Genomic DNA, 26,073 nt, shown 5'->3' on the forward strand with positions numbered 1-26,073 from the left:
GCCTAGGGCCAAAGGTCACCGCGGCGGCGCGCCCCGGCGGGTGCGGCGTGCACCGGGGACGCCGTCCGATCTAGGGTGGGGGGGACGGCAGCCGCCCCGACGACCGAGGAGACCTTGATGAGAATTGCAGTTACCGGAGGAAGCGGAAAGCTCGGCAGGAACGTGGTCCGCAGGCTCACCGACGACGGCCACCAGGTAACCAACCTGGACCAGGCGGGCGAGCGGGAGCACGGATTCACCCGCGTGGACCTGCGCAACTACGGGCAGGTCGTCGACGTCATCCTCGGCCTGGATGACCGGCATGAAGGCTTCGACGCAATCGTGCACCTGGCCGCCATCCCGGCCCCGGGCCTCGCTCCCGACGCCGCGACCTTCGAGAACAACATGCAGGCCACCTACAACGTGTTCCAGGCCGCGCGCCGGGCCGGCATCAAGAAGATTGTCTACGCCTCCAGCGAGACGGTGCTGGGACTGCCGTTCGACGTCGACCCTCCCTACATCCCGGTGGACGAGGAATACCCGGCCCGGCCGGAAAGCACCTACTCGCTGGTCAAGCACCTCGAAGAGCAGATGGCGATCCAGCTGACCCGCTGGGACCCCACGCTGAGCATTACCGGCCTGCGGTTCTCCAACGTGATGGACCCGGAGGACTACGAGGAGTTCCCGTCGTTCGACGCCGATGCCTCGCTGCGCAAATGGAACCTCTGGGGCTACATTGATGGCCGCGACGGCGCGCAGGCCGTGGCTCGGGCGCTGGAGCACGGCAAGCCGGGCTTCGAGGCCTTCATCATCGCCAACGAGGACACCGTGATGAGCCGCCCCAGCAGCGAGTTGGCCGCCGAGGTGTTCCCCAACGTCAAGGTGGTCAAGGAACTCGGCGAGCACGAGACGATGCTCTCGATCGACAAGGCCAAACGGCTCCTGGGCTACGCCCCGGAGCACAGCTGGCGGAACTACCACTCGCTGCGCACCACGCCCACCGAGGACTGAAGCGCGGCCTGACCCCCACCGACCACTGAGGAGTTCCATGCAATACCGCACCCTGGGCAACAGCGGCGCCGTTGTCTCCAACTATGCGCTGGGCACCATGACCTTCGGCGCCGAGGCCAGCGAGGAGCAGTCCCGCGCCATCCTGGACGCCTACTTCGAGGCCGGCGGCAACTTCATCGACACTGCCGACGTTTACAGCTCGGGGGTGTCGGAGGAAATCATCGGCCGGTGGCTGTCCGAACGGCCCGAGCTCCGGGACCGGGCCGTCGTGGCGACGAAGGGACGCTTCCCGATGGGCCAGGCACCCAACGACGTCGGGACCTCCCGCCGTCACCTGGCCCGGGCGTTGGATGACTCGCTGCGCCGGCTCGGCGTCGAGCAGATCGACCTTTACCAGCTGCACGCGTGGGATCCGGTGACCCCGCTGGAGGAGACCCTCCGGTTCCTGCACGACGCCGTCAGCAGCGGCAAGATCGCCTACTACGGCTTCTCCAACTTCCTGGGCTGGCAGCTGACCAAGGCCGTCCACGTGGCCAGGGCCCAGGGCTGGAGCGCGCCCGTGACACTGCAGCCGCAGTACAGCCTGCTGGTCCGTGAGATCGAGTCGGAAATCGTCCCGGCAGCGCTCGACGCCGGCATCGGCCTGCTGCCCTGGTCGCCTTTGGGCGGCGGCTGGCTGTCCGGCAAATACAAACGCGACCAGCCGCCCGCCGGCGCCACCCGGCTCGGCGAAAATCCCAAACGCGGGATGGAGGCGTGGGAGGCCCGCAACGGTGACCCGCGGACCTGGGACGTCATTGCCGAGGTGCAGGAAACGGCGGGGCGGCACGGCGTGAGCCCATCCCAGGTGGCGCTCACGTGGCTGGCGGACCGGCCGGCGGTCACCTCGGTGATCCTGGGGGCGCGGAGCACCGAGCAGCTCGCGGACAACCTGGCGGCAGCGGACCTCCGGCTTACCGACGCTGAGACGGATCGGCTGACCGAGGTCAGCCAGCCCCGCGTCGGCGTCTATCCGTACGGGCCCATGGCCCAGGAGCAGCGCAGCCGAAAGCTCGAGGGCGGCCGCTAGGGAACAACGCGGGGTCAGATACGGCCCATCCCGGGGCCCAACATGGGCCGTATCTGACCCCGCGTCGTGGTTCTTAGGCCGGACCGCCCTGGTGGCTGGACCAGATGTCGCCGATCTCCTCGGTGGACTGCTCCACGATCCGGCGCATCGCCGCGTGCGCGGTGTCCATCTCGCCGCGCTGGATGGCGCTGGCCACGTCCACGTGCAGCTGGAGCGCCTCGTGCTGGGGCAGGTGCGGCATCAGGCCGTGCTCGGTGCGGCCGGTGAGGACCTCGGCAACCAAGTTGTGCAGCTGCGAAAACATCGGGTTGCCCGAGGCCCGGAGCACGGAGGCATGGAACTCGATGTCGAGCCGCAGGAACTCGTCCTGGTTCCCGCGTTGCCCGGCCGCCCAGAGCCGCGCGGCCTGGGCGACGAGATCGCTGCCGGTGTCCCAGGAAGCCCGTTCGGCCGCCAGCCGGGCCGCCTGCGGCTCGATCGCGCCGCGGAGTTCGTTCAGCGCCCGCAACTGGTCCACCCGCCTGGATGAGGCCAGCCGCCAGCGGATCACCTGCGGGTCATAAAGGTTCCAGGACTCCTCCGGCTGCACCACCGTGCCCAGCCGGCGCCGGGATTCCAGCATGCCCATCGAGGAGAGCACCCTTGTGGCCTCCCGCACCACCGAGCGCGACACGCTGTGCTGCGCCTCCAGCTCGTCCAGGCGGAGGATCGAGTGCGGCGCCAGGCTCCCCTCGGCAATAGCGAGCCCCAGGGTCTGGACGAGCACGGAGTGCAGGTCTGCTGAAGACTCCGCCTTTGGGGTTTGCATGAATAAATCATACGGGTGGGCGCAAGGGGTTGTTTAAGTCTGCTTTATTTCTCTAAGATCGCTCCAGAGCAGATGTAAAGATGCATCCGCGGGTGGCTGGAGCCTGATCCGGCCCTGAAGACAAGGGAGTCGTAATGAAGCGACGTTCAATTGTGAAGTACGCGGCCGTAGCCGCGGCGCTGTCGCTCGGGCTGACCGCCTGCGGCGGCGGTGGCGGCGACGCCAAGGCCGCCGGCACGGTCCGGGTCACGCTGGCCAACCACGTATGGACCGAGGGCATCAAGGCCGCCATTCCGGAATTCGAAAAGGCGACCGGCCTCAAGGTCGAACTCACCCAGCTCGGCGAAGACCAGCTTTCGGACCAGTACAACGTCAAGCTCAACGCCGGCAGCGACGAGATCGACGTGATGATGTACCGTCCGCTGCAGGAGGGCAAGGCGTTCGCCAAGAACGGCTACCTCGCTGACCTGACGTCCAAGGTCTCCTCGGACGCGAACTGGGACTGGAAGGACTACCAGGAAGGACCCGTCAAGGCCACCACGGTGGACGGCAAGGTCGTCGGCGTCCCGATCATCACCGAACGCGAAGTCCTTTACTACCGCAAGGACCTGCTGCAGGCCGCCGGCATCCAGGTCCCCAAGACCATGGACGAGCTCGAGGCCGCCGCCAAGAAGATCGCCGCCGCCAACCCGGACACCGCCGGCTTCGTGGCCCGCACCGGCAAGTCCGCGGCCGTGACCCAGTTCTCCAGCTTCCTCTACAGCTTCGGCGGTGACTTCACCGACGCCGACGGCAAGTCCGCCGTCGGCAGTGACGCAGCGAAGAAGGCCTACTCCTTCTACGGCGGCCTGATCAAGAACTACGGCCCCAAGAACGTCAGCACCGACATGAGCTGGCCCGAAGCGATGGCAATCTTCACCCAGGGCAAGGCCGCCTTCTACACCGAAGCGGACTCGCTCTACAAGAACGCCACCGATCCGGCCAAGTCCAAGGTCGCGGACAAGGTCGGCTTTGCCCAGCTGCCCGCCGGCCCCGCCGGTTCCAAGCCGTACAACATCCCGTCGTGGGGCCTGGCCGTCAACCAGGCGTCCGGCAACCAGGACAACGCCTGGAAGTTCATCCAGTGGGCCACCAGCAAGGAACGCACGCTGGCAGCACAGAAGGCCGGCGTCCCCGGTCCGCGTGCCTCGGTCTGGGCCGACCCGGCCGGAACCTCCACCTACCCGAAGGACCTGGCCGAGGCCATCGCCGCCAGCGCCAAGGCCGGTGTGGGCCACGACCGTCCCCAGGTTGTCACCGTGGGCAAGGCCCGCGAGATCGTCGGTGCCCCGATCGTCGCCACCATCACCGGGGGCGACGCCTCGGCAGCGGCTGACACCGCCAACGACGCCTTCCAGAAGTTCCTGGACAGCGAAAAGAAGTAGCGCTCCGGCGCTCCGGCGCACCGCGCCTGACGCAACTGCTTCGCAAACTGCGTCACAAACTGTGACGCAAACTGCCTGACGCAACACTGCCCGGCGGGACGGCTGCCCAGCCGCCGTCCCGCCGCGGCAACGCTCTTCACTTCACCCCCAACTCCTTAGGTGAACCATGTCTGTACTGAACACCTCCCGCGGCGGCACCACCCGCGGCGCCGGCCGCAGCGCGGCCCGCACGCCCGGCCCGGGGGAGAACTTCTCCGCCTGGGCCAACCGGCACCGCAAGTGGCTTTTCGCCGCGCCCGCCATGATCTTCGTGGGCGTCCTGATCATCTTTCCGCTGGCCTGGACGCTGTACCTGAGCCTGACGGACTCGCAGGGGTCGGTCCGCGCCGCATCCGAGTTCATCGGCCTGGAGAACTACGTGACGGTACTCTCCGACGTCGAACGGTTCTGGCCCGCCGTCGGCCGCACGCTGTCCTTCACCGGCGTCGCCCTGGTCTGCGAGGTCGTTCTGGGCATGGGCATCGCCCTGCTGCTGTGGCGGCCCTTCCGCGGCGAAAAATGGGTGCGGGTCGCCATCCTGCTGCCGCTTGTCGCCACCCCGGTGGCCGTCGGCATGATGTGGCGGCTGATCTTCGACCCGAACATCGGCTTCGTCAACCAGCTGCTCGGCATGATCGGCATCCCGCCGCAGCCGTGGCTGTCCGGCCAGGACACCGCCCTGGGCACCACGATCTTCATGGACATCTGGCAGTGGACCCCGATGGTCGTGTTGATCCTGCTTGCCGGCCTGACCTCGCTCTCCGAGGAACCGGACGAGGCTGCCCGGATGGACGGCGCCAACGCCGCCCAGCGCTTCTTCTTCATCACCCTGCCGCTGATGATGCCGACGGTAATCGTCGCCATCCTGCTGCGCGGCATCGACGCCCTGAAGACCTTCGACATCCTCTACGCCACCAAGGGCAAGGGCGGCGGCTCCTTCCACGAGGTGGAGACCCTCAACGTCTACGCCTACGGCCTGAGCTTTGACTACAACCAGTACGGGCTCTCCTCCGCGGTGCTGATCCTGTTCTTCATGATCATCATCGGCACCATGTGGCTGCTGACCATGCGCAAGAAAGCGGTAAGCAAATGACCGTCCAGACCCAAGACACCCAATCCCGGACCGCAGCCGCCCGGCAGGCACCGGCCCCGCGCCGCCGCAAGCCGCTGGCCACCCGCGCCTACAAGGTGTTCCGTGTTGCCGCCCTGGTCGCGGTGGTGCTGTTCCTGGTCGCGCCGCTGATCTGGATGCTGCTGGCGTCCTTCAAGACCAACGTGGACATTTACGACACGGCCAAGTCGTTCGTCTTCACTCCCACTGGCGAGAACTACGCCAACGTGCTGCAGCGGAACAACTACTTCGTCTTCATCTTCAACAGCTTCTGGGTGGCGTTCGTCTCCACCGCACTGTCGCTGGTCCTCGGCGTCCCGGCGGCCTACGCGATGAGCCGCTTCACCATGCACCGCTCGGCCCTGGTGGTCCTGATGGCCCGCGTCATCCCGGGCGTCTCGCTGCTGGTGCCCTGGTACTACGTCTTCTCCAACCTGAAGATGGTGGGCGGCTTCGAGGTGCTGATCCTCAGCCACATGTTCGTCGCGCTGCCGCTGATCGTCTACATCATGATGAGCTACTTCGATTCGCTGCCGCTGGAGCTGGAGGAATCGGCCCAGGTTGACGGCCTCACCCCGATCGGCGCGTTCCGCCGCATCACGCTGCCGCTGTCCGTCTCCGGTATCGCCACCGCCGGCATCCTGTCCTTCATCTTCTCGTGGAACAACTTCATGTTCGCCCTGGTGCTCTCCGGCTCCAAGACCAAGACCCTGCCGGTGGCGATCTTCGACTTCGTCTCCTACGCCAGCATCGACTGGGGCGGGCTGATGGCGGCCGCCACGGTGGTCACCATCCCGATCATGATCATTGCGCTCTTCACGCAGAAGTACATCGTCTCCGGTCTGACCGCCGGTGCGACCAAGGGCTAGGCAGCACATGACACGCATCAGCAGGATTGAAACCTTCCTCGTCGCGCCGCGCTGGCTCTTCGTCCGGATCGAAACCGACAGCGGGATCGTCGGCTGGGGCGAGGCAAGCTGCGAGGGCCGCAGCGAAACGGTGCGCACCGCCGTCGACCAGCTCTCCGAGCTGCTGATCGGCAACGACGCACTCCGGATCGAGGACCACTGGCAGGTCATGACCAAGGGCTCCTTCTACCGGGGCGGGCCCATCCTGGCCAGCGCCGTCTCCGGTCTGGACCAGGCGCTGTGGGACATCGCGGGGAAGCATTTCAACACCCCCGTGCACCAGCTCCTGGGCGGCCACGTCCGCGACCGGATCCGGATGTACGGCTGGGTGGGCGGGGACGAGCCGAACGAGGTGGCGGACCAGATCAGCGCCCAGCTGGAGGTAGGTCTCACCGCGGTGAAGATGAACGCCAGCGGCCGGATGAGCCCGATCGCCTCCGTCGCCGAACTCGACGGCGTCGTCCGCCGGGTCGCCGCCGCCCGCGAGGTGCTCGGTGACCACCGCGACGTCGCCGTCGACTTCCACGGCCGCTTTAGCCTGGCAAACGCCCGGCGCGTGGCGCCGCTGCTGGAACCGTACCGGCCCTTCTTCCTCGAAGAACCCGTGGTCCCGGAAAACACCCACCTGCTCCGGGAGTTCACCTCATCGACCACGACGCCGGTCTCCACCGGCGAGCGGCTTTACAGCCGGCAGGAATTCCTGCCCGCGCTGCAGGCCGGCATCGCCGTGGCCCAGCCGGACCTCTCACACGCCGGCGGCATCACCGAGGTCCGCAAGATCGCCTCGCTCGCCGAAATCTACGAGGTCCAGCTGGCCCCGCACTGCCCGCTCGGCCCGCTGGCACTCGCCGCCTGCCTGCAGGTGGGCTTCGCGACGCCCAACTTCCTGATCCAGGAGCAAAGCATCGGCATCCACTACAACCAGGGCGCCGAGGTCCTTGACTACGTGGTGGACAAGAGTCCGCTGAAATTCGTCGACGGCCACATCGAACGGCTGACCGGGCCTGGCCTGGGCATCGAGATCGACGAGGCCGTGGTCCGTGCCGCGGACAAGCGCGGCCACGCCTGGCGCGGACCGGTCTGGCGCCACCCCGACGGCGCCTTCGCAGAATGGTGAATGAGATGACATCCGAACCCACCCCCGAGAACCTGCTGGCCGGAATCCGTGAGACCCGCCTGGTGGCGATCGTGCGCGGCACCGACGGCGGGGCCGCCGCCAAGGCTGCCCTCGCGGCCATGGAGGAAGGCTTCCGCTACGTCGAGATCGCCCTGACCACCCCGGACGCGCTGGCAGCGATCCGCACGGTCCGCGCCGCCGCACCCGCCGGCTGCTTCGTCGGGGCCGGCACCGTCCTCACCGCCGCGGACGTGGAAGACGTCGCCGGCGCCGGCGGACAGTTCATGGTGACGCCTTCGCTCGCCAGCTCCATCCAGGAAGCCGCCCGCCTGCGGATCCCCGTTCTGGCCGGGGCCCTCACCCCCAGCGAGGCCTACGAGGCGATGAACCGCGGTGCCACCGCCGTGAAGCTCTTCCCCGCCTCCATCGGCGGTCCCGGCTACCTCAAGGCACTTCGCGACCCCTTCCCCGGTATCCCGTTCATCGCCGTGGGCGGCGTCGGGCTCGACGAGGCGGCCGGGTACTGGGACGCCGGCGCGATCGCCGTCGGACTCGGCGGCCCGCTGTTCGGCGACGCCGGCTCGGGCGGGAACCTTGCCCCGGTGCGCGAACGGGCCCGCGCCTTCGTCGACCTGGCGTCCGGATACGGCCGGCGGATGGCCGCGGAGCCTGCGCGGTGACCGTCGACCTGCTCACCCTGGGCGAATCGATGGTCTCGCTGCGCTCCGCGGGGCCGCTGTCCGCCGGCGGCAGCCTCGGCATGCACGTGGCCGGGGCGGAGTCCAACGTCGCCGTCGGCGTCGCCCGGCTGGGCCACAGTGTTGCCTGGGCCGGCGTCGTCGGCGCGGATCCGCATGGCGAGTTCATCCTCCGGCAGCTGCGCTCCGAGGGCATCGCGGTGCAGCACCGGGTGGATGGGGCCCGGGCCACCGGGGTGATGTTCCTGGAACGGCGCACGGCGGACATCAGCCGGGCCTACTACTACCGGGCCGGTTCCGCCGGGTCCACGATCAGCCGCGAGGACGTGGACCGGGCCTTCGTCGCCGGCCCGCGCGTCCTGCACCTGACCGGTATCACCGCCGCACTGAGCCCGGATGCCCGGCGTGCCGTCGAATACGCGGCCGCGCGCGGCGCAGCCGAAGGCCTGGCGGTCTCCCTCGACGTCAACTACCGCAGCAAACTGTGGTCCCGTGACGAGGCCCGCGCCGTCCTCACCCCGATCGCCCGGCACGCGACCGTCCTGGTCGCCTCCGACGACGAACTCGGGCTGGTCGCCGGCATGGGGGCCGCAGGCCTGGGGGACGCCGGCAGCGGGGCATGTCCCGAAGCCGCCGAACTGGCCATGGCCGCCGAGCTCCTGGAGCGCGGTGTCCGGGAGGTCGTGGTCAAGCGCGGCGCCGCCGGCGCCGGGGTCCACACCGCAGCCGGCCGCTGGGAGGCCCCCGCCGTGCCGGTGACCAGTATCGACACCGTCGGTGCGGGGGACGCCTTCACCGCGGGCTATCTTTCCGCCCTGCTCGACGGCGGCGACGTCGCCGCCCGCCTCAAGCGCGGCACCCTCGCCGGCGCCTTTGCGGTCAGCACCGCCGGTGACTGCGAGGGCCTCCCCAGCGCCGCGGAACTGGCGCTGCTGGATACCGCCCCGGACGGAAGCACCCAGCGCTAAGACCCCCAACCTTCCGGAACCATCCCGGAATCCCTCCCGACCGACACCGAAAGCCTGGACCAGCCGTGAAAATCATTGCCGCCGAAGTCTTTGTGACCAGCCCCTCCCGCAACTTCGTCACGTTGCGGATCACCACCGAGGACGGTGTCACCGGTATCGGCGACGCCACCCTCAACGGCCGTGAGCTGGCCGTCGCCGCGTACCTGAAGGAGCATGTTGCGCAGCTGCTGATCGGCAAGGACCCGCACCGGATCGAGGACACCTGGCAGTTCCTCTACCGGTCCTCGTACTGGCGCCGCGGCCCCGTCACAATGGCCGCGATCGCCGCCGTCGACATGGCGCTCTGGGACATCAAGGGCAAGCTGGCCGGCATGCCCGTCTACCAGCTGCTGGGCGGGGCGTCCCGGAACGGCCTGCGCGCGTACGGCCACGCCTCCGGCTCGGACCTGGAATCGCTGTTCGACTCGGTCCGCGAACACCTGGAGCTGGGCTACAAGTCGATCCGGATCCAGACCGCCGTGCCCGGCATCAAGGCCGTGTACGGGGTCGCGGCGCAGGCACAGGCCTCGGGGGAGCGGTACGACTACGAACCCGCCGGGCGCGGTGCGTTCCCGCAGGAGGAGGACTGGGACACCCGCGCCTACCTGCGGCACCTGCCGACGGTGTTCGAGGCGGTCCGGAACGAGTTCGGACCGGAAATCCCGCTGCTGCACGACGGGCACCACCGGATGACGCCGATCCAGGCCGCGAAGCTGGGCAAGGCGCTGGAACCCTACGACCTGTTCTGGCTGGAGGACTGCACCCCGGCGGAAAACCAGGAGGCGCTGCGCCTGGTCCGGCAGCACACCACCACGCCGCTGGCCATCGGTGAAATCTTCAACACCGTGTACGACTACCAGACCATCATCAAGGAACAGCTGATCGACTACGTCCGGGCCGCCTCCACGCACTTCGGCGGTATCTCGCCGCTGAAGAAAGTCATGGACTTCGCCGCGCAGTACCAGATCAAGTCCGGCTTCCACGGCCCCACGGACATCTCCCCGGTCGGGTTCGCCGCGCAGCTGCACGTGGGCCTGGCCATCCACAACTACGGGATCCAGGAATACATGCAGCACTCGGATGCAACCAACGAGGTCTTCGAGCAGTCCATGACCTTCGTTGACGGCTACCTGCACCCGGGGGAGACCCCCGGCATCGGCGTCGAGTTCAACGAGGAGGCCGCCGCGGCCTACCCGTACCAGCAGGCCTACCTGCCCTACAACCGCCTCGTCGACGGCACCGTCCATGACTGGTGATTGGCCACGGCTGGTGAACCGCCGCTGAAGCCAAAAAGGTCCCGGGCGGCGATTCGCAGCTCAGCCGCCCGGGACCTGGTCTGGTTAGCGGCCGGGGCGCGTCGTCCCCGGGCCGCCGCGCCCGCGGCCTAGCGGACGACTTCCCGTGTCATCCCGAAGGGGACCTGGTCCGAAAGTGCGGCCGTGTAGTGCCCCGGCTTGTGCCGGGTCAGCAGGATGCCGTGGGTGCCGGTGAGCATGGCGAGCCGCTGCAGCCCCTGGACGGCGTCGTTGAGCCGGTCGTCCAGGAGTTGGCGATTGTCGACCTGGATCTCGATGCATTCGCTTGCTGTCGTCATCGCACTGTCTTTCCGGGAGGTGGTCGCCGCGGGGCCAACGGCTGAAGCGAGGATAACGTCTGATTTAAATGTGAGTCAAATCACCACGCGGGCACGCCGCCGTCCGTTTCCGGAGCCTAGGTCAGCACCGTGAAACCGGCCCCCGGATAGCGCACCCCGTTGACCTGCGGCTGCAGCGCGTGGTCGCCGGGGTGGTGGACCCGGGTGGTCATCTGGCGGAAGGCGTGGCGCTTCGAAAATGTCCTGGATTCACCCGGCCCGAGGACGGCCGTGCCGAGCTTGAACACTTTGTCCGCGAGGACGCCGTTGGCTTTGGCGTAGTGCACCACGTAGTCGACGGCGATGCGGGCCTCCGCCGGGCCGGTGTTGGCGACGTCGAAATCGAAGCCCAGGTCTCCCGGCAGTTCCACGACGGTGCGGTCGAGTCGGGGAGGCGTCACGGCGAGCGACGCCGGCGCGAAGCCGAGCAACTCCAGCGCGCCGGGGTGGGCCTTCTTGACCAGGGTCCGCAGGCCGTGGCGGACCACCCTGGCGGTGTTCGCGTCCGGCTCCGCCAGCCAGCGCGCTGCGGCGGCGACCACTTCGTCGGGGGCATGCCGGGCCAGGTCGTTCAGGTGGTTGGCCACCGACCGCCGGACATCCTCGACCGGGTCGCGGTACAGGGCGTCCAGGATCGGGAGGGTTGCCGCCGGCCGGGCCGTGAGTCCGGGAACACGGATTGCCCACGGCAGGTACGCCCGGGTGCCCTCGCTGGCGAGCCGTCGGACCTGCCAGTCGGGGTGGCTGGTCCAGCGCTGGATGACCGTCAGGGCCCGGTCGAGGTCCGCATCCAGGAGCCGCCGGATGGCGAATTCACCCGTGAGCCGCGGAGTCAGCTCGGCGAGCAGCGACAAGCAGTCCTCGAAATCGGCGGGGCCCCTCCGGGCAAGGGCGAGGGTGGCGGCCGCCTCGCTGACCGGCCAGATCATCCAGCCGGTGAAGTCCGGGTCCTTCAGCGCCTGGCGGAAGACCGCCGCCGCAGCGGTGTAGTCGGCGGGCAGATCGGTGAGCAGGGCGCTGCTGAGCAGGTCGGTGCGTTCGCGCAGGCCCAGCCCGTCCAGCTGCCCGGCCGTGCCGGCCAGTTGCGGGAAGCGGCGGCCGGGGGAAGCAGCGGCAAGGATCCGTCCCAGCGAGCCGACCACCCCGGGGTTGATCAGTTCGTTCATGACACCCATGGGTTCAGGCTACCGGCGGGAACGGCGCGGGACCGGCTGCCGGTCCGACGCGCCCGCGGCGCGGGAACCGGGATATTCTTCACGTTGGGAATGTCCACACACGGCGCAGAGGCGGATACGGCAATGGCAGAGCAGAAAACCGGGCAATCCGGCTGGTGGCGGGTCTTCCATGACAAGTTTGTGGTGGAGGAGCGCTACATGAGCGTGGATGCGCGGCGGAATCTGTACCGGATCGCCGTCGGGCTTATGGTCGTCGGCGTCGTGGCGTTCATTGCCATCCTGGTTAGCGTGCTGCAGCACGGCGGTATCACCGCCGTTGACGAGCCGGTGCGCTCCGGGCTCGTGGCCCTGCGCGGGGAGCCGGCCACGACCATCATGATCATCCTGGCCATTGTCTTCGGACCCATCGGCCTGCCGATCATCATCCTGGTGTTCACGGTGGCGTGGGGGCTGCTGGCCAAGCACGCCTGGCGGCCGATGGTGCTGGCCGGTGGCATGCTGACCGGGGTCATCCTGGCCCAGATCATCGGCCGGTCGGTCGGCCGGCAGCGCCCGCCGGTGGACCTTATGCTCTTCGGGGCTGACTCCACGTTCTCGTTCCCGTCAGGCCACGTCTTGGGCGCCTGTGACTTCCTGCTGATCACCACGTTCCTGATCTTTTCCCGCCGCAAGAACCCGAAAGCCGCCGTCGCGGGCTTCGCCGTAGCCGGCATCGGGATCTTCTTCGCCGCGCTCAGCCGGCTGTACCTCGGCTACCACTGGACCACCGATGCCCTTGCCTCGCTGTCCATCTCGTTCGTGATCCTGGGCGCCGTGATCCTGCTGGACACCTGGCGGACCGCCAGGATCCCGGGCGAGCGGATCACCGGTGAACTCTCCAAGCAGGAGACCGGCGCGGAGTAGGCGCCGGCGAAGACGGGGCGCGCTGCCGGTCAGCGCGCCCCGCGTCGTTTAAGCTCCGCACGGAGCTTGGCATTAGCCGTTTCCAGTTCCAGCACCTTGGCGACGCCGGCGAGGTTCAGCCCCTCGTCCAGCAGCTCACTGATCCGCCGCAGCACCACCAGATCCGTCTCGCTGTACTGCCGCGTTCCGCCCGCCGTGCGGTCCGGGGTCAGGAGTCCCCTGCGCTCGTAAAGCCGGATGTTCTGCGGCCCGGTCCCGACCAGCTGAGCCACCACGGAGATCGCGTACACCCCGACGTCCGCTTCACGTTCCGCCATGGCTCACGTCCCTTCGTGTGGTCGAAAAATTTCCTGTTGCATCAGTTTGGCACTGGTGCTATAAAAAATCTATATCCACCACCACAGATAACCGAGTGGGCTGGATAGGCAGGAAGATTCAAGACTCTCGTATGAAGGAGTGGGAAATGATGTTGATGCGTACGGACCCGTTCCGTGAATTGGACCGGCTGACCCAGCAAGTCTTCGGAACGGCGGCGCGGCCCGCCGCCATGCCGATGGACGCGTGGCAGGAGGACGGCGAATTCGTCGTCGCGTTCGATCTTCCCGGCGTCAATGTTGACTCGGTGGATCTCGACATCGAGCGCAACGTCCTGACCGTCAGGGCCGAACGGCGCGACCCGACGCAGCCCAACGTTGAATTGATCGCCTCGGAACGGCCGCGCGGAGTATTCAGCCGCCAGCTGATCCTGGGCGACACGCTGGACACCGACAAGGTCAAGGCGAGCTACGCCGACGGCGTCCTGACGCTCCGGATTCCGGTGTTGGAGCAGGCCAAGCCGCGGAAGATTGAAATCACGCACACGCAGGACAAGATGCAGGAGATCGGGAAGTAACAGCGCCGGCGGCGGACGCTTCGGACCGCTGGCGGTGCGGGGATCCGGCCGGCCGGAACGTGCGGCCGGATCCCCGCCTGATCGGCCCGAGCCCCGTCCGGCCAGCCAGGAGGTGAGCCGATGAACCGCGACCCGCGCGGCTTCTACGCCGCGTTGCACGTCGCGCCGGATGCGTCTCCGGCCGAGATCCAGCGCTCCTTCCGCGCGCTGATGCGCCGCCGCCATCCCGACGTCGAAGCGGCCGCCGGTGCGGCGTCCGGAGGCGGCCCGGATGCCCGGCCCGGCGCCGGGTCTGACGGCGGGGAGGAGGCGCGCCGCATCCTTGAGTCGTTCTCGGTGCTGCGGAATCCTGACGCGCGGGCCGCCTATGACGCCGCCGGTTCCGCGGCCCGGCCGGCCCGCCCGGCCCGCGTGGCAGACACCGGGGGCACCGCCGCCGGCCGCACCGCCGTCGGCCGGGACATTCCGGTGCGGCACCACCGAGGCGGGCAGCCGGTGCTGCGCGTGACCCCGGTGCGGTGGGAGCGGGGGCCGGAGTGACGCGGGAACCAGGGGCGGTGCCGCGTGCCGCACCAGGCAGGAAGCACCAGGCAGGAAGCAGCAGGCAGGAATACAAGAAAATGGAGGATAGCCATGAGCGCATGGCGGCGTTACGATTCGCACCTGATGCCCGCGTTCCACGAGCGGTTCGAGGAGAGGTGGGGCGAAGGAACCGCGCCCTTCCTTGACCCGGAGGCCCACGAACTGCCCCTTCCGCGCGCACAGTGGATCAATGTGGACACCGGCGCCGCGCTGGCGGTGGTGCCCATCTGGGCCGCCGAGGACAGCCAGCACCGCTCCTTCGGGGTGTTCTATCTACCGCCCGCCGGGGACATCTGGGTGCTCCGGCCCGGGTTTACCGGCTACCTTGAGCCCGCGGCGGACGAGGCGGAGCAACTCCTGAGCCTGCGGAATGACGCGTTCAAGAAGGCCGTCGCCCATGCCAAGGAGTTCCTCTTCGGGCCGGAGGAGTCCACCTACTAGGGCGCCGGGCTCAGGGGGCGGAGGCGCCGGACACACCGGCGGAGGTGCCGGCGCCGGTTGTGGCGTGGGCGCCCGCCGGGGCCTAAAATCAATCAACCACCAGCGCAACTGCATAGGGGATCCGCCAATGAATGCTTCCGCCCACGATCTGGCCGCTCTGCTGCCGGCCGATTTCACCATGGGCGTGGCGACCGCCGCCTTCCAGATCGAGGGGGCGCTGGACGAGGACGGGCGCGGACCTTCGGGATGGGATGTCTTTGCGGCTACCCCGGGCTCGATCGTCAATGATCACAGCCCCGCCATGGCCTGCGACCATTACCACCGGATGCCCGAAGATGTGGCGCTGATGAAGGAGCTGGGGATCGATTCCTACCGGTTCTCGCTGTCCTGGCCCCGCATCCAGCCCGGCGGCAGCGGTCCGGTGAATCCCAAGGGCCTGGACTTCTATGACCGCCTGATCGACCTGCTGCTGGCCAACGGGATCTCGCCGATGGCCACCCTGTACCACTGGGACACGCCGCTGGAGCTGGACGAGGCCGGCGGCTGGATGAACCGGGACACCGCCTACCGGCTGGGGGAATTCGCCGCCATCGCCGCCGCGGCCTACGGGGACCGGGTGGCCCGCTGGGTGACCATCAACGAACCGGCCACGGTGAGTGCCAACGGCTACATGCTGGGCGTGCACTCCCCGGGCGAAGCGCACATGCTCAAGGCGCTGCCGAGCGTCCACCACCAGCTGCTGGGCCACGGGCTCGCGATGCAGGCGCTGCGGGCGGCGAAGGTGCCCGGTGAAATCGGCCTCACCAATGTCTATTCACCGATGGTCCCGGCCTCGGCCAACCCGCTGGACAAGGTCAGCGCCGGGCTGATGGACATGGCCCAGAACCGCCTGTACGCGGACCCGGTGCTGCTGGGCAAGTATCCGGACGCCATCAGGGCCGCCACTTTCTTCTCCTCCTTCAGCCCGTCCAGCGAGGACATGGAACTGATTTCGCAGCCGCTGGACTTCTACGGGCTGAACTACTACATGCCCACCCGGGTGGCGGCCGGACCCGGCGAGGGCACCGTGCCCCAGGGCATGGCCGAGGCCATGGGCAATGACCTCAACGGCGGCGGGTCCGGAACCCCGTTCCACATCGAGAGCTTCCCGGACACCGAGATCACCGCCTACGGCTGGCCGATCAAGCCCGACTACATGGCCGTGGCGCTCGCGGAAATGGCCGAACGCTACCCGGAACTGCCGCCGGTCTACATCACCGAGGGCGGCGCAAGTTTCGAGGATCTGGAGATCCACGACGCCGAAGGCCGCCTCATCGTCCCGGATGAGCGCCGCGTGCGGTACCTTGCCGAGCACATCGGGGCGGCCATCGAGGCGACCTCACCCGGCGGCTCCGCAGAGTCGATCGAGCTGCGCGGCTACTACGTGTGGTCGCTGCTGGACAACTTTGAATGGTCCGCCGGCTACAAGCAGCAGTTCGGCCTGCTGCACGTGGACCGTGACACCATGATCCGCACGCCGAAGGCCTCCTACTACTGGATCCGGGAGCTCATGGCGGCCCGGAAGAGGGACGCCGGGGCAGCTGCGATGGTCGCGGGCGACGGCGGCACGGCGGACAGCGCCACCGCCGACGTCGAAACCCCCGAAGCAGGAACCGCGGCCGAAGCCCCGGCGGCCGGCTAGAGGATCTCCAGCTCCTGCAGGCGCTTGGCCATGCCGGCGCCGTCGGGCGAGTAGACCCACGGGACGCTGGAGCCCGTGTGGTCGCCGGTCTCGGAATGTCCGCCCGCCAGCACGGCCTCGCCGGTGGAGAGCTGGCGGATGCCGATCGCGGCGACCCGGTCTCCGTGCTCCCGGGCGAACTGCGAATAGATGGCCTCGTCGTGCTGGCCGTTGTCGCCGAAGAGGAGCCAGCGCATGTTGGGGAACTCCTTGGCCAGCAGTTCCAGGTTCCGGCGCTTGTGTTCCTGGCCGCTGCGGAACCAGCGGTCGTGGGTGAGGCCCCAGTCGGTCAGCAGCAGGGTTCCGGAGGGGTACATGTTGCGCGTGATGAAGCGGGCCAGCGTCGGGGCGGCGTTCCAAGGGCCGGTGGACAGGTAGATCACCGGCGCCTCGGGGTGTTCCACCAGCAGCCGGTCCATCAGGACGGCCATGCCCGGGGTCGCCATCCGGGCCCGTTCGTTGAGCACAAAGGTGTTCCACAGGGCCAGGAACGGCCGGGGGAGTGCCGTGACCATGATCGTGTCGTCAATGTCCGAGACGATGCCAAGGGTGGTGTCCGGGGAGATGACATAGATCATCGCCTCCGCAGGCTCGGTCCCTTCGGCCCGCAGCACGGCGCGGTGCCAGCCGGGCGTAAGTGAAACCGGGACCACGGTGTCCACGATGCCACCGCGGTCGGCATGCACCCGGGTGGTGATGCCGCCGATCTCGATCTCCACCTCAATGAACTGGATCGGGACAGACGTAAACGCGCGCCAGCCGCGGACATTCTGGTTGCCGTTCTGCGCCGCCTGCTCCGCCCGGCTGCCGGGTGTGGGCTTGCTCGTGAGCAGGACGCGGCCCAGTACCCGGACCCACTCGGTGGAGCCGTAGCCCTGGTAGGCGATGGTTTGCGGGCTGAACTTCCAGCGCCTGGCTGCCTTCAGGCGGAGGTGGTTGACCGAGTCCGAGACCCAGTGGGCCAGCCGGAAGGCCTGGCTGCCCGAGACTTTCCTGTCCGGCTGCGGTTGCTGCGCTGGTTCCTGCGAGGCCAATTCCATAACTCCACTCTCCCACAGCGGCGCGTCCTGCCGGCGATTGGTCCGCCGGTCAGGCGTCGCCCAGCAGTTCACGCAGCCTGGTGGCGTTGCGCACGGCGTTGCCGCCGCCGTCGTTGTTGAAATAGGCGTAGACGTCCTTGCCCGACGCCAGCCACTCGCGGGTCCGTTCCGCCCACCAGCCAAGTTCCTGGTCGGAGTAGGAGCCGGCGTAGAGGTGGTCCCGGTCGGGCCCGTGCAGCCGGACGTAGACGAACCCGGCGGTAGCACGCAGGATGCACGGCAGCTGCGCGCCGCTCATGACGCAGTAGGCAGCGCCGTGCCGTTCGAGCAGCTCATAGACCGCCGGGTGGTCCCAGCTGGGGTGGCGGAACTCCACGCTCACGCGGATCCACTCCGGCAGGGCGGCCAGGAAGTAGCCCAGACGGGCGTCGTCGCGCGCGAAATCCGGCGGCAGCTGGACCAGCAGCACGGCCCGCTTGTCACCGAGTTCGTGCCAGCAGCGGGTGATCCGCTCCGCCCAGACCTCCGGGCCGTAGAGTTTCTTGCCGTGGGTCAGGCCCCGCGGCGCCTTGACGGACATGGTGAAGCCCTCCGGCAGGCGGCGCTGCCACCCGGCGAAGGAGCTCTCCCGCGGCCAGCGGTAGAAACTCGCATTCAGCTCCACCGTGGTGAAGCGCGATGCGTAATGGGCCAGCCGGTCCCGTGCCGGCAGCCCGGGCGGATAGAGCACGTTCTCCCAGTGGTCGTAGCTCCAGCCGCTGGTTCCGATGTGCGCCACGCCGTGGCGGTGTACCCCGTAGTCCTGTTCCGGCATGTTGGGATCCTAGTGCCGGCAGGCCGCCCGTCCCAGCCCCCACGCAGCGGAACCCGTTGCCCCGCGCAGCGACATCCGGTGCCCGCGCAGCGACATCCGCCCCGCAATCCGCCCCGCAATCTGCCACGTCGTCCTCGGCCGCCAGCACGGCGTGTGGCACTGTAAGACCCATGGCACGTATCGAGGATTACGCAATGGTCGGCGATCTGCACACCGCCGCATTGATCAGCACGGAAGGCTCCATCGACTGGCTGTGCCTGCCCCGCTTCGACTCGCCGGCCTGCTTCAACGCCCTGCTGGACAGCCCCAAGGCCGGCCGCTGGCTGCTCGCGCCCGCGTCCGGCGGCGAATGCACCCGGCGGCACTACCGCAAGAACACCCTCATCCTGGAAACCGAATGGGAAACCGATGAGGGCAAGGTCAAGGTGATCGACTTCATGTCGCCCCGCGACGGCGCGGCGGACATCGTGCGGATCGTGGTGGGGATCCGCGGCACGGTACGGATGCGCGGCGAGCTGGCCCTGCGCTTCGACTACGGCCACATCGTCCCCTGGGTGCGCCGCGACGAGCACGGGATCCACGCCGTGGCCGGCCCCGACGCCGCATACCTGGTCACCGAGGCCCCGCTCCGGGGCGAGCACATGCAGACCGCCAGCGACTTCACCGTCAAGGCAGGCCAGCGCATTCCCTTCGTGCTGACCTGGGCACCCAGCCACCTCGGCCGCCCGCGCAAGGTGGATCCGGAAGGCGTGCTTGAAGCCACCGAATCGTTCTGGCAACAGTGGTCGGCCAAGTGCCGGGTCACCGGCCCGTACCGCGATGCCGTGCTGCGCTCGCTGATCACCCTCAAGGCCCTGACCTTCGCCCCGACCGGCGGCATCGTGGCAGCCGTGACCACGTCGCTGCCGGAGGAGCTCGGCGGGGAACGCAACTGGGACTACCGCTACTGCTGGCTGCGGGACGCGACCCTGACGCTGCAGGCCCTGCTCGCCTCGGGCTACTCGGAGGAGGCCGCCGCGTGGCGTAACTGGCTGCTGCGCGCGGTGGCGGGGGATCCGGCCGATCTGCAGATCATGTACGGCCTGCACGGCGAGCGAAGGCTGCCGGAAATGACGCTGGACTGGCTGGCCGGCTATGAGGGGTCGGCGCCGGTGCGGATCGGCAATGCCGCAGCCGGGCAACTGCAGCTGGACGTCTGGGGCGAGGTCCTGGACTGCCTGGCCCTGACCCGGAGTTCACTGCTGCACGACGGCGATGACTCCTGGGACGTCCAGGTGGCGCTGATGGAGCATCTGGAGACCGCCTGGACCCGGCCGGACAACGGTCTCTGGGAGATGCGCGGACCGCGCCGGCATTTCACCCACTCCAAGGTGATGGCCTGGGTGGCGGCGGACCGCATGGTCAAGGGCGTCCGGGATTCCGGCCTCCCCGGCCCGGCGGATCGCTGGGAAGCGCTCCGCGACACGATCCACGCCGACGTGATGGCCAACGGTTTCGACGCCGAACGCAACACCTTCGTCCAGTCCTACGGCCGGCCCGAACTGGACGCCAGCCTGCTGCTGATCCCGCGCGTGGGGTTCCTGGCTCCGGATGATCCGCGGGTGGTCGGCACCATCGAGGCGGTGCAGCGGGAGCTCACCCATGACGGCTTTGTGCTTCGCTACCGGCAGGAACAGAGCGACGACGGCGTGCCGGGCGGCGAAGGCGTCTTCCTCGCGTGTTCGTTCTGGATGGTGGAGGCGCTGCTGGGTGCGGGCCGGCGCCGCGAGGCAAGGGAGCTGTTCGAACGGCTGCTGGCGCTGCGCAACGACGTCGGGCTGCTGAGCGAGGAATGGGACGTTCAGGAGGCGCGCCAACTGGGGAACACCCCGCAGGCCTTCAGCCACTTCGCACTGGTGCGCAGCGCACTCGAACTGCAGGCCGACGGCCACTGACGGCATGCTCCAACGGTGCCCTGGCACCGGCTGACGGCGGCGAAATCCGCCGGACCGGGACCGGCCGCCGGACTTTCTTCCAGAGCTTAGATAAGTATACTTACTAATATCCCCGCACGGGGTGCAGGATTGAAGGAGTATGCAATGGCTGGATATTTCGAGCTCGTGGATGCGCCCGACGGCGGCTACCGGATTCGGATGATGGACGCTGCCGGCGGCCTGATGGCCGTCTCGGTCACGTTCCCCACCAAACGCGCGGCCGTGGCGGGGATTGCCCAGGCGCGGGAGATCGCCGGAACCGGCCTGATCCGTGACCGCAGCGGCGACGGCCAGTCCGCAGTGATGGCCTCGCTGGCGAAGCGGCGGACCGGCGGCGGCACTGGACGCGGCTCCTCGCTCTCCGGCGGCACCCTGGCGGCCACGAAGCGCACCCGTGCCCACCACTGACCCGTCGTCGGCCGGGCAGCACCAGGCCGCAGTCCTCTTCGACGTCGACGGAACCTTGGTCGACTCCTCCTACATCCACACGCTCGCGTGGTGGCAGGCCTTCCGGCAGGCCGGCTACGACGTGCCGATGGCCAGCATCCACCGCTCGGTGGGAATGGGCGGGGACAGGATCCTTGACCGCCTGCTGCCGGAAGACCGCGACACGTTCGGCGACGCCGACATCATGACCTCCCACGCCGCGGTGTTCTCCACCTTCTGGCCCTCGCTCCGGCGGCTCGACGGCGCCCGGGACCTGCTGGCGCAATGCTTCGACGCCGGCCTCGCCGTCGCCCTCGCGTCCTCGGCAAGGGACCGCGACCTGGAGATTCTCCGCACCACCATCGACGCCGACGCCTACATCCACGCCGCCACCAGCTCGGCTGACGCGAAGGAAAGCAAGCCCGCGCCGGACATCCTCGTCGCGGCGCTCAAGGCCGTCGGCGTCCCCGCCGGCAACGCCGTATACGTGGGGGACGCCGTCTGGGATATTTACGCTGCCGGGAAGCTGGACATCCCGGCGATCGGGCTCACCTGCGGGGGCACCAGCGAAGCCGAACTCCGCGAAGCCGGCGCCGTGGAGGTCTATGAAAGCCCGCGCGCGCTGCTGGACAACCTCGCCGGCAGTGCCATCGGCAAGCTGGCCGCGCGCGTCCGCGGCAGCTGAACCACCGGCCCTGCCGGGCTGCGCTCCGACTCTTCCTTCCAAATTTTCCCCTCCAGACCGCGACCGAAAGGCAAGCACATGAAGGCACTTACTTGGCAGGGCAAACGTTCTGTGAGCGTTGAAGAAGTTCCCGACCCGGTGATCCAGGAACCCACCGACGCGATCGTGCGCATCACGTCGACGGCGATCTGCGGCTCCGACCTGCACCTCTATGAAGTCCTCAGCCCCTACATGCACAAGGGCGACATCATCGGCCACGAGCCGATGGGCGTCGTCGTGGAAGTGGGCAGCGCCGTCACCAACCTGGCCAAGGGCGACCGCGTGGTCATCCCGTTCAACATCTCCTGCGGCCACTGCTTTATGTGCAGCCAGGGCCTGCAGTCCCAGTGCGAGACGACGCAGGTCAAGGAAAAGGGCTCCGGAGCCTCGCTCTTCGGCTTCTCCGAGCTGTACGGCTCCGTGCCCGGCGGGCAGGCGGAGTACCTGCGGGTGCCGCACGCTGACTACGGACCCATCAAGGTGGGGTCGGAACTCCCGGACGAACGCTACCTCTTCCTCTCGGACATCCTGCCGACCGCCTGGCAGGGCGTGAAGTACGCCGACGTGCCCGAGGGAGGCACCCTCGCGGTGATGGGCCTGGGGCCGGTGGGACAGTTCGCGTCCCGGATCGGCAAGCACTTCGGCCTGCGCGTCATCGGCGTCGACCCGGTGCCCGAGCGCCGGGCGATGGCGGAACGGCACGGCATCGAGACCCTGGATTACTCCAAGGGCGTCGCCGACGAACTGCGCTCCATGACGCAGGGCCGGGGTGCCGATTCGGTGGTGGACGCCGTCGGGATGGAAGCCCATGACTCGCCCGTGGCCTCGTTCGCCCAGCACGCGGCCGGGCTGCTGCCGGACAAGCTGGCCCAGAAGGCCTTCGAGACCGTCGGGGTGGACCGGCTCTCCGCGCTCCACACAGCGCTGGACGCAGTCCGGCGCGGCGGCACCGTCTCCCTCAGCGGCGTGTACGGCGGAACGGCCTCCCCGATGCCGCTGATGCACATGTTCGACAAGCAGGTCCAGCTGCGAATGGGCCAGTGCAACGTCCGGCGCTGGACCGAGGACCTGCTGCCGCTGGTGGAGTCGGACGCGGACCCGCTGGGTGTCATGGACCTCGTGACCCACCAGGCCAGCCTGGATGAGGCCCCCGCGATGTACGAGAAGTTCCAGAAGAAGCAGGACGGCTGCATCAAGGTGGTGCTGAAGCCCTGACCGGACCTGGCGGTGAGCCCCGCGGCCGCCTCAGCCGGCGGGAAACTTTCTCCAGAGCTTCAGGAAGGCCCGCTCTGAGGCGGCCGCCAGGTGCTCTTCCTTGGCGTGCAGCCTGCCGTAGCTGAAGCCGTTCTCACCGCTGCGCAGCGCGCGACCGCCCAGCTCGGCCAGCCGTTCGCGGGCCACGACGCTGTCCTGGTGCAGGCCCAGGAGCTGCTGGATCCGCCGGGCCGACTTGGCCAACCGCTTCGCGCCGCGGCGCTTCTTCCTGTCCGGCGACAATCCATCGGGGGCCTCCTTCGGCAGTGACAAGGCCAGCTCCGCGGAGTACCGCAGCCGTTTTGCCGCTTTGCGGACCTCATGCAGGCCCGCATTCCGGGCTGCGCCGCCGTCGTCGGCCGTGGGTGGAAGGGCCTTCACCGCGCGCTTCAAACGACGCCGGTCCTTGGCTACCAGCTTGCCGAACCTCGTCCCGGGAGCGCCGGCGGCCTTCGGCGACAGGGGCGCGTCGGCCAGGAATTGGTCCAGGGCCGCCAGCAGACGGGGGTAGCGCTCGTTCCCGAGCGCCTCGAGGACCGCTTCGAATCCGGCGGCCTCAAGTGCGTCGAGCTCCTCGTCGATCCGGATGGCGGCCGGGCCCTGCGGCCCGGACAGCGAGCGCAGCGCCTCGGGCTCCTGGGCGAGCAGCGTGGCCAGCCTTTCGTGGACCACGCCAGGGTCTCGGGCCGCCCCCAGCAGTCCCGAGAGCCACCGCAGTTCGGCGCGGAGCAGTTCCACTGCGTCGTCGTCGAACAACGGCCGGCCCGAAGCCAGCAGCGAGCGGAGGCGGCGCGCCGCAACACGCATCTGATGGACGGCTTCGGGTTGCTTCGACCGGACTCCGGGCGCATGCTGGCGCAGTTCAGCGAGCTGCTGTCCAAGATAGGCCAGCAAGGCCTCGCCCGCGGTGGTTGCCACGCTTCACTCTACGTCTTGGCGCAAGCCCCTGCAGGGCCGAGAGATGGCAGATCGCGGCAATGTTTGTCCCGGGCACTGCCGCGACGTGCCATCTCGGCATAGGCTGTCCGGGACCGGAATCGACCACGCCACCCTAGGAGCCCCGCATGACACACCAGCGCCACCTCGGCCGGGTCGCCGTCGTCACCGGAGCGGGTTCCGGGATCGGGCGGGCGGTGGCTCGGCTCATGCTGGCCGACGGCTACCGCGTGGTGCTGGCCGGCCGGCGGGAGAAACCGCTGCTGGAGACCGCGGCCGGGCACGCGCAGGCGCTCGCGTTTCCCTGCGACATCTCCCGGCCCGGCGACGTCGAACGGCTCTTCGCCGTAGCGCTTGAGCAGTGGGGCAGGGTGGACGTGCTGTTCAACAACGCCGGCGTGTTCGGCCCCGCGGCCTCGGTGGACGAGATCAGCGTCGAGGACTGGGAGGCCACGGTGGCCGTGAACCTGACCGGCTCCATGCTGTGCGCCGCCGCCGCGGTCCGGGCCATGAAGGCGCAATCGCCGCAGGGCGGCCGGATCATCAACAACGGCTCCATCGCGGCGCACTCACCCCGCCCCCGCACCGTGGCCTACACGGTCACCAAGCACGCCATTACCGGGCTGACCAAGAGCATTGACCTCGACGGCCGCGGCTTCGGCATCAGCTGCGGGCAGATCGACATCGGCAACGCCGCGACGGAGCTAATGGACGAGATTGGCGTAGGCGACGGCGCGCTCCAGGCCGACGGCAGCCGCCGGCCGGAGCCGACGTTCCCCGTCGAGGACGCGGCCCGCGCCGTGCTGCTGATGGCCGGCATGCCTGCCTCCGCCAGTGTGGGATCCCTCGTCATCACGGCCGCCGGGATGCCGTTCATCGGCCGCGGCTGACTCGTTAGGGCGGGCCTCGTGCCGCTGGCGCCTGGCCTACCCGGCTTGCCTAGAGCGGCAGCAGCCCGGACAGGTCGGCCCGCAGGCCCGAGGCGGCCACCCGGCCGGATTCGACGGCGTCGGCCCAGCTGAGTCGGCCGGTGACCATGGCAAGCCAGGTGGCGGCGTCGCATTCAATGACGTTAGGGGGAGTGCCGCGGGTGTGGCGCGGGCCCTCGACGCACTGGGTGACGCCGAAGGGCGGCACGCGGACCTCCACCGAGTTGCCGGGGGCCCGGGCGGTGACTTCCTCGAGGGAGTAGCGCACCGCCGTCGCGAGCGTATTGCGGGGTACTGCCGGGACCTCAGGCGCAGCGGCGCCGGAGGGCTCGGGCGCGGCAGCGTCGGAGGGCTCGGGCGCGGCGGCGTCCCGCCAGGCGGCCAGCGCGGCGCGGCCCTCATCCACCGGGATCCGGCGCCGTGACACAGCCACGGCCTAGTCCAGCAGCGCCGAGACGGCGTGGCCGAGCCGGATCTTGCCGACCGGCCGGCCGCCGCCCAGCACCGGGTCAACCACCTTTTCCAGCACGGAAGAAACCTCCGGGATCTCGACGGCGCCCGCGGCGGCGAGCAGGGTCAGGCCCACGAGCGTCGTGGCGCGGACGTTGCCGTCCAGGACCTTGATCGCCACCGAGACGCCCTGCGGGGTGGCCATGACCAGCACGCCCTCGGCGCCGATCTTGGCGATGATTCCGAGCTCGTCCATCACGATCGTGTTGGCCTGGCCCCGGCCCTGCACGGCCCACGGGTAGTCCAGCATGGACGTCGCGATCGTGGCGGCGCGGGCGTTGGAGTTGTTGTCCCCCGGAGCCTTGGCCAGCCGCGAGAAGGCACGGGCCAGGCCGGTGAGCGACACCGCGGCCACCGGGGCGCCGCAGCCGTCGATGCCGAGGTGGGCGATCCGCTCGCCGCAGTACTCCTCGATCACGGAACGGATGCGCTGCTGCAGGGGGTGGTTGGGTTCCAGGTAGCTGTGCGTGTCCCATCCGTTCTCCGTGCAGGCCCACAGGAACGCCGCATGCTTACCGGAACAGTTGAAAGCCAGCCGGGATTTTCCGCGCTCCGTCTGAACCAGCCAGGTTCGGGCCGTCTCGTCCTCGGGCCAGGCGGCGGGGCACTGGAGTTGGTCCTCCTTGACGCCGGCAGCCTTCAGCATGCCCTCCACCACGTCCATGTGGTCGAGCGAGCCGACGTGGCTGCCGCAGGCGATCGCCACCTGGGCGCCGCGCAGCGGAACGCCGGACTGCATCGAGGCGAGCGCCTGCAGGGGTTTGAGCGTGGAGCGCGCGTAGATCGGCGTCGTTATGTCGCCGAGTTCGGTGACCACGTTGCCGTCCGCGGCCATCACGACGGCGGAGCCGATGTGGCGGGACTCGATGAAACCGCTGCGTTCAACAACTGCCAGTTCGACGGCGGACTCAACAGTGAAGGTGGCATGCGGGTTCAAGGGCATGCTGCAA

General features: G+C 68.9%; 28 protein-coding genes. 19 read left to right on the forward strand and 9 right to left on the reverse strand.

What is annotated here, in order from left to right; genetic code table 11:
• Positions 1–117 precede the first annotated feature (117 nt).
• Both AB4Y91_RS01175 and AB4Y91_RS01180 read left to right on the forward strand, forming a co-directional pair.
• A complete protein-coding gene (locus AB4Y91_RS01175; protein ID WP_441416764.1) occupies positions 118–990 on the forward strand; it encodes an NAD-dependent epimerase/dehydratase family protein in 873 nt (290 codons plus the stop codon).
• A 37-nt stretch (positions 991–1,027) separates the two neighbouring features.
• On the forward strand, positions 1,028–2,059 hold the full coding sequence (locus tag AB4Y91_RS01180) for an aldo/keto reductase (RefSeq protein WP_441416765.1): 1,032 nt from the start codon (positions 1,028–1,030) through the stop codon (positions 2,057–2,059).
• Positions 2,060–2,132: 73 nt separating this feature from the next.
• Here the strand turns inward: AB4Y91_RS01180 and AB4Y91_RS01185 are convergent, their stop codons facing one another.
• Positions 2,133–2,867: a FadR/GntR family transcriptional regulator gene (locus AB4Y91_RS01185; protein ID WP_175323859.1), complete on the reverse strand. Its 735-nt coding sequence runs from the start codon at positions 2,865–2,867 to the stop codon at positions 2,133–2,135.
• A gap of 134 nt (positions 2,868–3,001) precedes the next feature.
• On the opposite strand from AB4Y91_RS01185, the gene AB4Y91_RS01190 reads away from it, so the two are divergent.
• From AB4Y91_RS01190 to manD, 7 genes are all read left to right on the forward strand, one after another.
• On the forward strand, positions 3,002–4,291 hold the full coding sequence (locus tag AB4Y91_RS01190) for an ABC transporter substrate-binding protein (protein ID WP_441416766.1): 1,290 nt from the start codon (positions 3,002–3,004) through the stop codon (positions 4,289–4,291).
• A gap of 166 nt (positions 4,292–4,457) precedes the next feature.
• A complete protein-coding gene (locus AB4Y91_RS01195) occupies positions 4,458–5,423 on the forward strand; it encodes a carbohydrate ABC transporter permease (RefSeq protein WP_441416767.1) in 966 nt (321 codons plus the stop codon).
• A complete protein-coding gene (locus AB4Y91_RS01200) occupies positions 5,420–6,310 on the forward strand; it encodes a carbohydrate ABC transporter permease (protein ID WP_441416768.1) in 891 nt (296 codons plus the stop codon). Before AB4Y91_RS01195 ends, AB4Y91_RS01200 begins: the two co-directional genes overlap by 4 nt.
• Positions 6,311–6,317: 7 nt before the next feature.
• Positions 6,318–7,466 (forward strand): galactonate dehydratase, encoded by a 1,149-nt coding sequence (dgoD, locus tag AB4Y91_RS01205; RefSeq protein WP_441416769.1) that lies wholly within the window; start codon positions 6,318–6,320, stop codon positions 7,464–7,466.
• 5 nt (positions 7,467–7,471) lie between these two features.
• Positions 7,472–8,146, forward strand: coding sequence for a bifunctional 4-hydroxy-2-oxoglutarate aldolase/2-dehydro-3-deoxy-phosphogluconate aldolase (locus AB4Y91_RS01210; RefSeq protein ID WP_441416770.1), 675 nt, complete (start codon positions 7,472–7,474; stop codon positions 8,144–8,146).
• Positions 8,143–9,132: a sugar kinase gene (locus AB4Y91_RS01215; RefSeq protein ID WP_441416771.1), complete on the forward strand. Its 990-nt coding sequence runs from the start codon at positions 8,143–8,145 to the stop codon at positions 9,130–9,132. Before AB4Y91_RS01210 ends, AB4Y91_RS01215 begins: the two co-directional genes overlap by 4 nt.
• Before the next feature lie 65 nt (positions 9,133–9,197).
• Positions 9,198–10,427 carry a D-mannonate dehydratase ManD gene (gene manD, locus AB4Y91_RS01220; protein ID WP_346957868.1) on the forward strand — a complete coding sequence of 410 codons (1,230 nt, stop codon included), beginning with the start codon at positions 9,198–9,200 and terminating at the stop codon, positions 10,425–10,427.
• Between the two features lie 128 nt (positions 10,428–10,555).
• Here the strand turns inward: manD and AB4Y91_RS01225 are convergent, their stop codons facing one another.
• Both AB4Y91_RS01225 and AB4Y91_RS01230 read right to left on the reverse strand, forming a co-directional pair.
• Positions 10,556–10,765, reverse strand: coding sequence for a hypothetical protein (locus tag AB4Y91_RS01225; protein ID WP_346957867.1), 210 nt, complete (start codon positions 10,763–10,765; stop codon positions 10,556–10,558).
• Between the two features lie 116 nt (positions 10,766–10,881).
• Entirely contained in the window at positions 10,882–11,979 is a 1,098-nt protein-coding gene (locus AB4Y91_RS01230; RefSeq protein ID WP_441416772.1) for a DNA alkylation repair protein, read from the reverse strand.
• A gap of 123 nt (positions 11,980–12,102) precedes the next feature.
• On the opposite strand from AB4Y91_RS01230, the gene AB4Y91_RS01235 reads away from it, so the two are divergent.
• Positions 12,103–12,882 carry a phosphatase PAP2 family protein gene (locus tag AB4Y91_RS01235; protein ID WP_441416773.1) on the forward strand — a complete coding sequence of 260 codons (780 nt, stop codon included), beginning with the start codon at positions 12,103–12,105 and terminating at the stop codon, positions 12,880–12,882.
• A 29-nt stretch (positions 12,883–12,911) separates the two neighbouring features.
• Here AB4Y91_RS01235 and AB4Y91_RS01240 read toward each other — a convergent pair whose 3' ends face one another.
• The gene (locus AB4Y91_RS01240; protein WP_441416774.1) at positions 12,912–13,199 is read right to left on the reverse strand and encodes a MerR family transcriptional regulator; all 288 of its coding nucleotides are present in this window, start codon (positions 13,197–13,199) and stop codon (positions 12,912–12,914) included.
• Between the two features lie 149 nt (positions 13,200–13,348).
• Here AB4Y91_RS01240 and AB4Y91_RS01245 point away from each other — a divergent pair, with 149 nt between their 5' ends.
• The 4 genes from AB4Y91_RS01245 (at position 13,349) to AB4Y91_RS01260 (ending at position 16,478) form a co-directional block, all read left to right on the forward strand.
• Positions 13,349–13,774: an Hsp20/alpha crystallin family protein gene (locus AB4Y91_RS01245; protein ID WP_441417825.1), complete on the forward strand. Its 426-nt coding sequence runs from the start codon at positions 13,349–13,351 to the stop codon at positions 13,772–13,774.
• Between the two features lie 120 nt (positions 13,775–13,894).
• Positions 13,895–14,314 (forward strand): DnaJ domain-containing protein, encoded by a 420-nt coding sequence (locus AB4Y91_RS01250; RefSeq protein ID WP_441416775.1) that lies wholly within the window; start codon positions 13,895–13,897, stop codon positions 14,312–14,314.
• A 93-nt stretch (positions 14,315–14,407) separates the two neighbouring features.
• The gene (locus AB4Y91_RS01255) at positions 14,408–14,797 is read left to right on the forward strand and encodes a hypothetical protein (RefSeq protein ID WP_441416776.1); all 390 of its coding nucleotides are present in this window, start codon (positions 14,408–14,410) and stop codon (positions 14,795–14,797) included.
• Positions 14,798–14,924: 127 nt separating this feature from the next.
• On the forward strand, positions 14,925–16,478 hold the full coding sequence (locus AB4Y91_RS01260) for a glycoside hydrolase family 1 protein (RefSeq protein WP_441416777.1): 1,554 nt from the start codon (positions 14,925–14,927) through the stop codon (positions 16,476–16,478).
• Here the strand turns inward: AB4Y91_RS01260 and AB4Y91_RS01265 are convergent.
• Together AB4Y91_RS01265 and AB4Y91_RS01270 are read right to left on the reverse strand one after the other, a co-directional pair.
• Entirely contained in the window at positions 16,475–17,557 is a 1,083-nt protein-coding gene (locus AB4Y91_RS01265) for an App1 family protein (RefSeq protein WP_441416778.1), read from the reverse strand. The two genes, AB4Y91_RS01260 and AB4Y91_RS01265, sit on opposite strands and share 4 nt — an antisense overlap.
• A gap of 49 nt (positions 17,558–17,606) precedes the next feature.
• The gene (locus AB4Y91_RS01270) at positions 17,607–18,371 is read right to left on the reverse strand and encodes a DUF72 domain-containing protein (protein ID WP_441416779.1); all 765 of its coding nucleotides are present in this window, start codon (positions 18,369–18,371) and stop codon (positions 17,607–17,609) included.
• A 170-nt stretch (positions 18,372–18,541) separates the two neighbouring features.
• Between AB4Y91_RS01270 and AB4Y91_RS01275 the strand changes: the two genes are divergently transcribed.
• The 4 genes from AB4Y91_RS01275 to AB4Y91_RS01290 all read left to right on the forward strand — a co-directional run bounded on the left by AB4Y91_RS01275 (position 18,542) and on the right by AB4Y91_RS01290 (position 22,709).
• Positions 18,542–20,305, forward strand: a complete 1,764-nt coding sequence (locus tag AB4Y91_RS01275) for a glycoside hydrolase family 15 protein (protein ID WP_441416780.1) — start codon at positions 18,542–18,544, stop codon at positions 20,303–20,305.
• A gap of 144 nt (positions 20,306–20,449) precedes the next feature.
• The gene (locus AB4Y91_RS01280; protein WP_441416781.1) at positions 20,450–20,752 is read left to right on the forward strand and encodes a YegP family protein; all 303 of its coding nucleotides are present in this window, start codon (positions 20,450–20,452) and stop codon (positions 20,750–20,752) included.
• Positions 20,739–21,455, forward strand: a complete 717-nt coding sequence (locus tag AB4Y91_RS01285) for an HAD family hydrolase (protein WP_441416782.1) — start codon at positions 20,739–20,741, stop codon at positions 21,453–21,455. The genes AB4Y91_RS01280 and AB4Y91_RS01285 overlap by 14 nt, the downstream gene beginning before the upstream one ends.
• A gap of 78 nt (positions 21,456–21,533) precedes the next feature.
• Positions 21,534–22,709 (forward strand): zinc-dependent alcohol dehydrogenase, encoded by a 1,176-nt coding sequence (locus AB4Y91_RS01290; RefSeq protein ID WP_441416783.1) that lies wholly within the window; start codon positions 21,534–21,536, stop codon positions 22,707–22,709.
• Between the two features lie 30 nt (positions 22,710–22,739).
• Here AB4Y91_RS01290 and AB4Y91_RS01295 read toward each other — a convergent pair whose 3' ends face one another.
• Positions 22,740–23,666 (reverse strand): CHAD domain-containing protein, encoded by a 927-nt coding sequence (locus AB4Y91_RS01295; RefSeq protein WP_441416784.1) that lies wholly within the window; start codon positions 23,664–23,666, stop codon positions 22,740–22,742.
• 146 nt (positions 23,667–23,812) lie between these two features.
• Here AB4Y91_RS01295 and AB4Y91_RS01300 point away from each other — a divergent pair, with 146 nt between their 5' ends.
• On the forward strand, positions 23,813–24,574 hold the full coding sequence (locus tag AB4Y91_RS01300; RefSeq protein WP_441416785.1) for an SDR family oxidoreductase: 762 nt from the start codon (positions 23,813–23,815) through the stop codon (positions 24,572–24,574).
• A gap of 49 nt (positions 24,575–24,623) precedes the next feature.
• Here AB4Y91_RS01300 and AB4Y91_RS01305 read toward each other — a convergent pair whose 3' ends face one another.
• Both AB4Y91_RS01305 and AB4Y91_RS01310 read right to left on the reverse strand, forming a co-directional pair.
• Positions 24,624–25,046, reverse strand: coding sequence for a sterol carrier family protein (locus AB4Y91_RS01305; RefSeq protein WP_441416786.1), 423 nt, complete (start codon positions 25,044–25,046; stop codon positions 24,624–24,626).
• A 3-nt stretch (positions 25,047–25,049) separates the two neighbouring features.
• Entirely contained in the window at positions 25,050–26,066 is a 1,017-nt protein-coding gene (locus AB4Y91_RS01310; RefSeq protein ID WP_441416787.1) for an asparaginase, read from the reverse strand.
• Between the last annotated feature and the right edge of the window lie 7 nt (positions 26,067–26,073).

The sequence above is a fragment of the Arthrobacter sp. YAF16 genome (assembly GCF_052113385.1).
Classification (GTDB): Bacteria; Actinomycetota; Actinomycetes; order Actinomycetales; family Micrococcaceae; genus Arthrobacter.

Excerpts from the sequence above, each read along its gene's own strand:
- AB4Y91_RS01235 (WP_441416773.1), top strand. The coding sequence starts at position 12,103 with ATGGCAGAGCAGAAAACCGGGCAATCCGGCTGGTGGCGGGTCTTCCAT.
- AB4Y91_RS01290 (WP_441416783.1), top strand. The coding sequence starts at position 21,534 with ATGAAGGCACTTACTTGGCAGGGCAAACGTTCTGTGAGCGTTGAAGAA.
- AB4Y91_RS01255 (WP_441416776.1), top strand. The coding sequence starts at position 14,408 with ATGAGCGCATGGCGGCGTTACGATTCGCACCTGATGCCCGCGTTCCAC.
- AB4Y91_RS01265 (WP_441416778.1), bottom strand. The coding sequence starts at position 17,557 with ATGGAATTGGCCTCGCAGGAACCAGCGCAGCAACCGCAGCCGGACAGG.
- AB4Y91_RS01175 (WP_441416764.1), top strand. The coding sequence starts at position 118 with ATGAGAATTGCAGTTACCGGAGGAAGCGGAAAGCTCGGCAGGAACGTG.
- AB4Y91_RS01245 (WP_441417825.1), top strand. The coding sequence starts at position 13,349 with ATGTTGATGCGTACGGACCCGTTCCGTGAATTGGACCGGCTGACCCAG.
- AB4Y91_RS01280 (WP_441416781.1), top strand. The coding sequence starts at position 20,450 with ATGGCTGGATATTTCGAGCTCGTGGATGCGCCCGACGGCGGCTACCGG.
- AB4Y91_RS01195 (WP_441416767.1), top strand. The coding sequence starts at position 4,458 with ATGTCTGTACTGAACACCTCCCGCGGCGGCACCACCCGCGGCGCCGGC.
- AB4Y91_RS01200 (WP_441416768.1), top strand. The coding sequence starts at position 5,420 with ATGACCGTCCAGACCCAAGACACCCAATCCCGGACCGCAGCCGCCCGG.
- AB4Y91_RS01275 (WP_441416780.1), top strand. The coding sequence starts at position 18,542 with ATGGCACGTATCGAGGATTACGCAATGGTCGGCGATCTGCACACCGCC.
- AB4Y91_RS01180 (WP_441416765.1), top strand. The coding sequence starts at position 1,028 with ATGCAATACCGCACCCTGGGCAACAGCGGCGCCGTTGTCTCCAACTAT.
- AB4Y91_RS01225 (WP_346957867.1), bottom strand. The coding sequence starts at position 10,765 with ATGACGACAGCAAGCGAATGCATCGAGATCCAGGTCGACAATCGCCAA.
- AB4Y91_RS01300 (WP_441416785.1), top strand. The coding sequence starts at position 23,813 with ATGACACACCAGCGCCACCTCGGCCGGGTCGCCGTCGTCACCGGAGCG.
- AB4Y91_RS01310 (WP_441416787.1), bottom strand. The coding sequence starts at position 26,066 with ATGCCCTTGAACCCGCATGCCACCTTCACTGTTGAGTCCGCCGTCGAA.
- dgoD (WP_441416769.1), top strand. The coding sequence starts at position 6,318 with ATGACACGCATCAGCAGGATTGAAACCTTCCTCGTCGCGCCGCGCTGG.
- AB4Y91_RS01185 (WP_175323859.1), bottom strand. The coding sequence starts at position 2,867 with ATGCAAACCCCAAAGGCGGAGTCTTCAGCAGACCTGCACTCCGTGCTC.
- AB4Y91_RS01210 (WP_441416770.1), top strand. The coding sequence starts at position 7,472 with ATGACATCCGAACCCACCCCCGAGAACCTGCTGGCCGGAATCCGTGAG.
- AB4Y91_RS01260 (WP_441416777.1), top strand. The coding sequence starts at position 14,925 with ATGAATGCTTCCGCCCACGATCTGGCCGCTCTGCTGCCGGCCGATTTC.
- AB4Y91_RS01250 (WP_441416775.1), top strand. The coding sequence starts at position 13,895 with ATGAACCGCGACCCGCGCGGCTTCTACGCCGCGTTGCACGTCGCGCCG.
- AB4Y91_RS01190 (WP_441416766.1), top strand. The coding sequence starts at position 3,002 with ATGAAGCGACGTTCAATTGTGAAGTACGCGGCCGTAGCCGCGGCGCTG.
- AB4Y91_RS01270 (WP_441416779.1), bottom strand. The coding sequence starts at position 18,371 with ATGCCGGAACAGGACTACGGGGTACACCGCCACGGCGTGGCGCACATC.
- AB4Y91_RS01240 (WP_441416774.1), bottom strand. The coding sequence starts at position 13,199 with ATGGCGGAACGTGAAGCGGACGTCGGGGTGTACGCGATCTCCGTGGTG.
- AB4Y91_RS01230 (WP_441416772.1), bottom strand. The coding sequence starts at position 11,979 with ATGGGTGTCATGAACGAACTGATCAACCCCGGGGTGGTCGGCTCGCTG.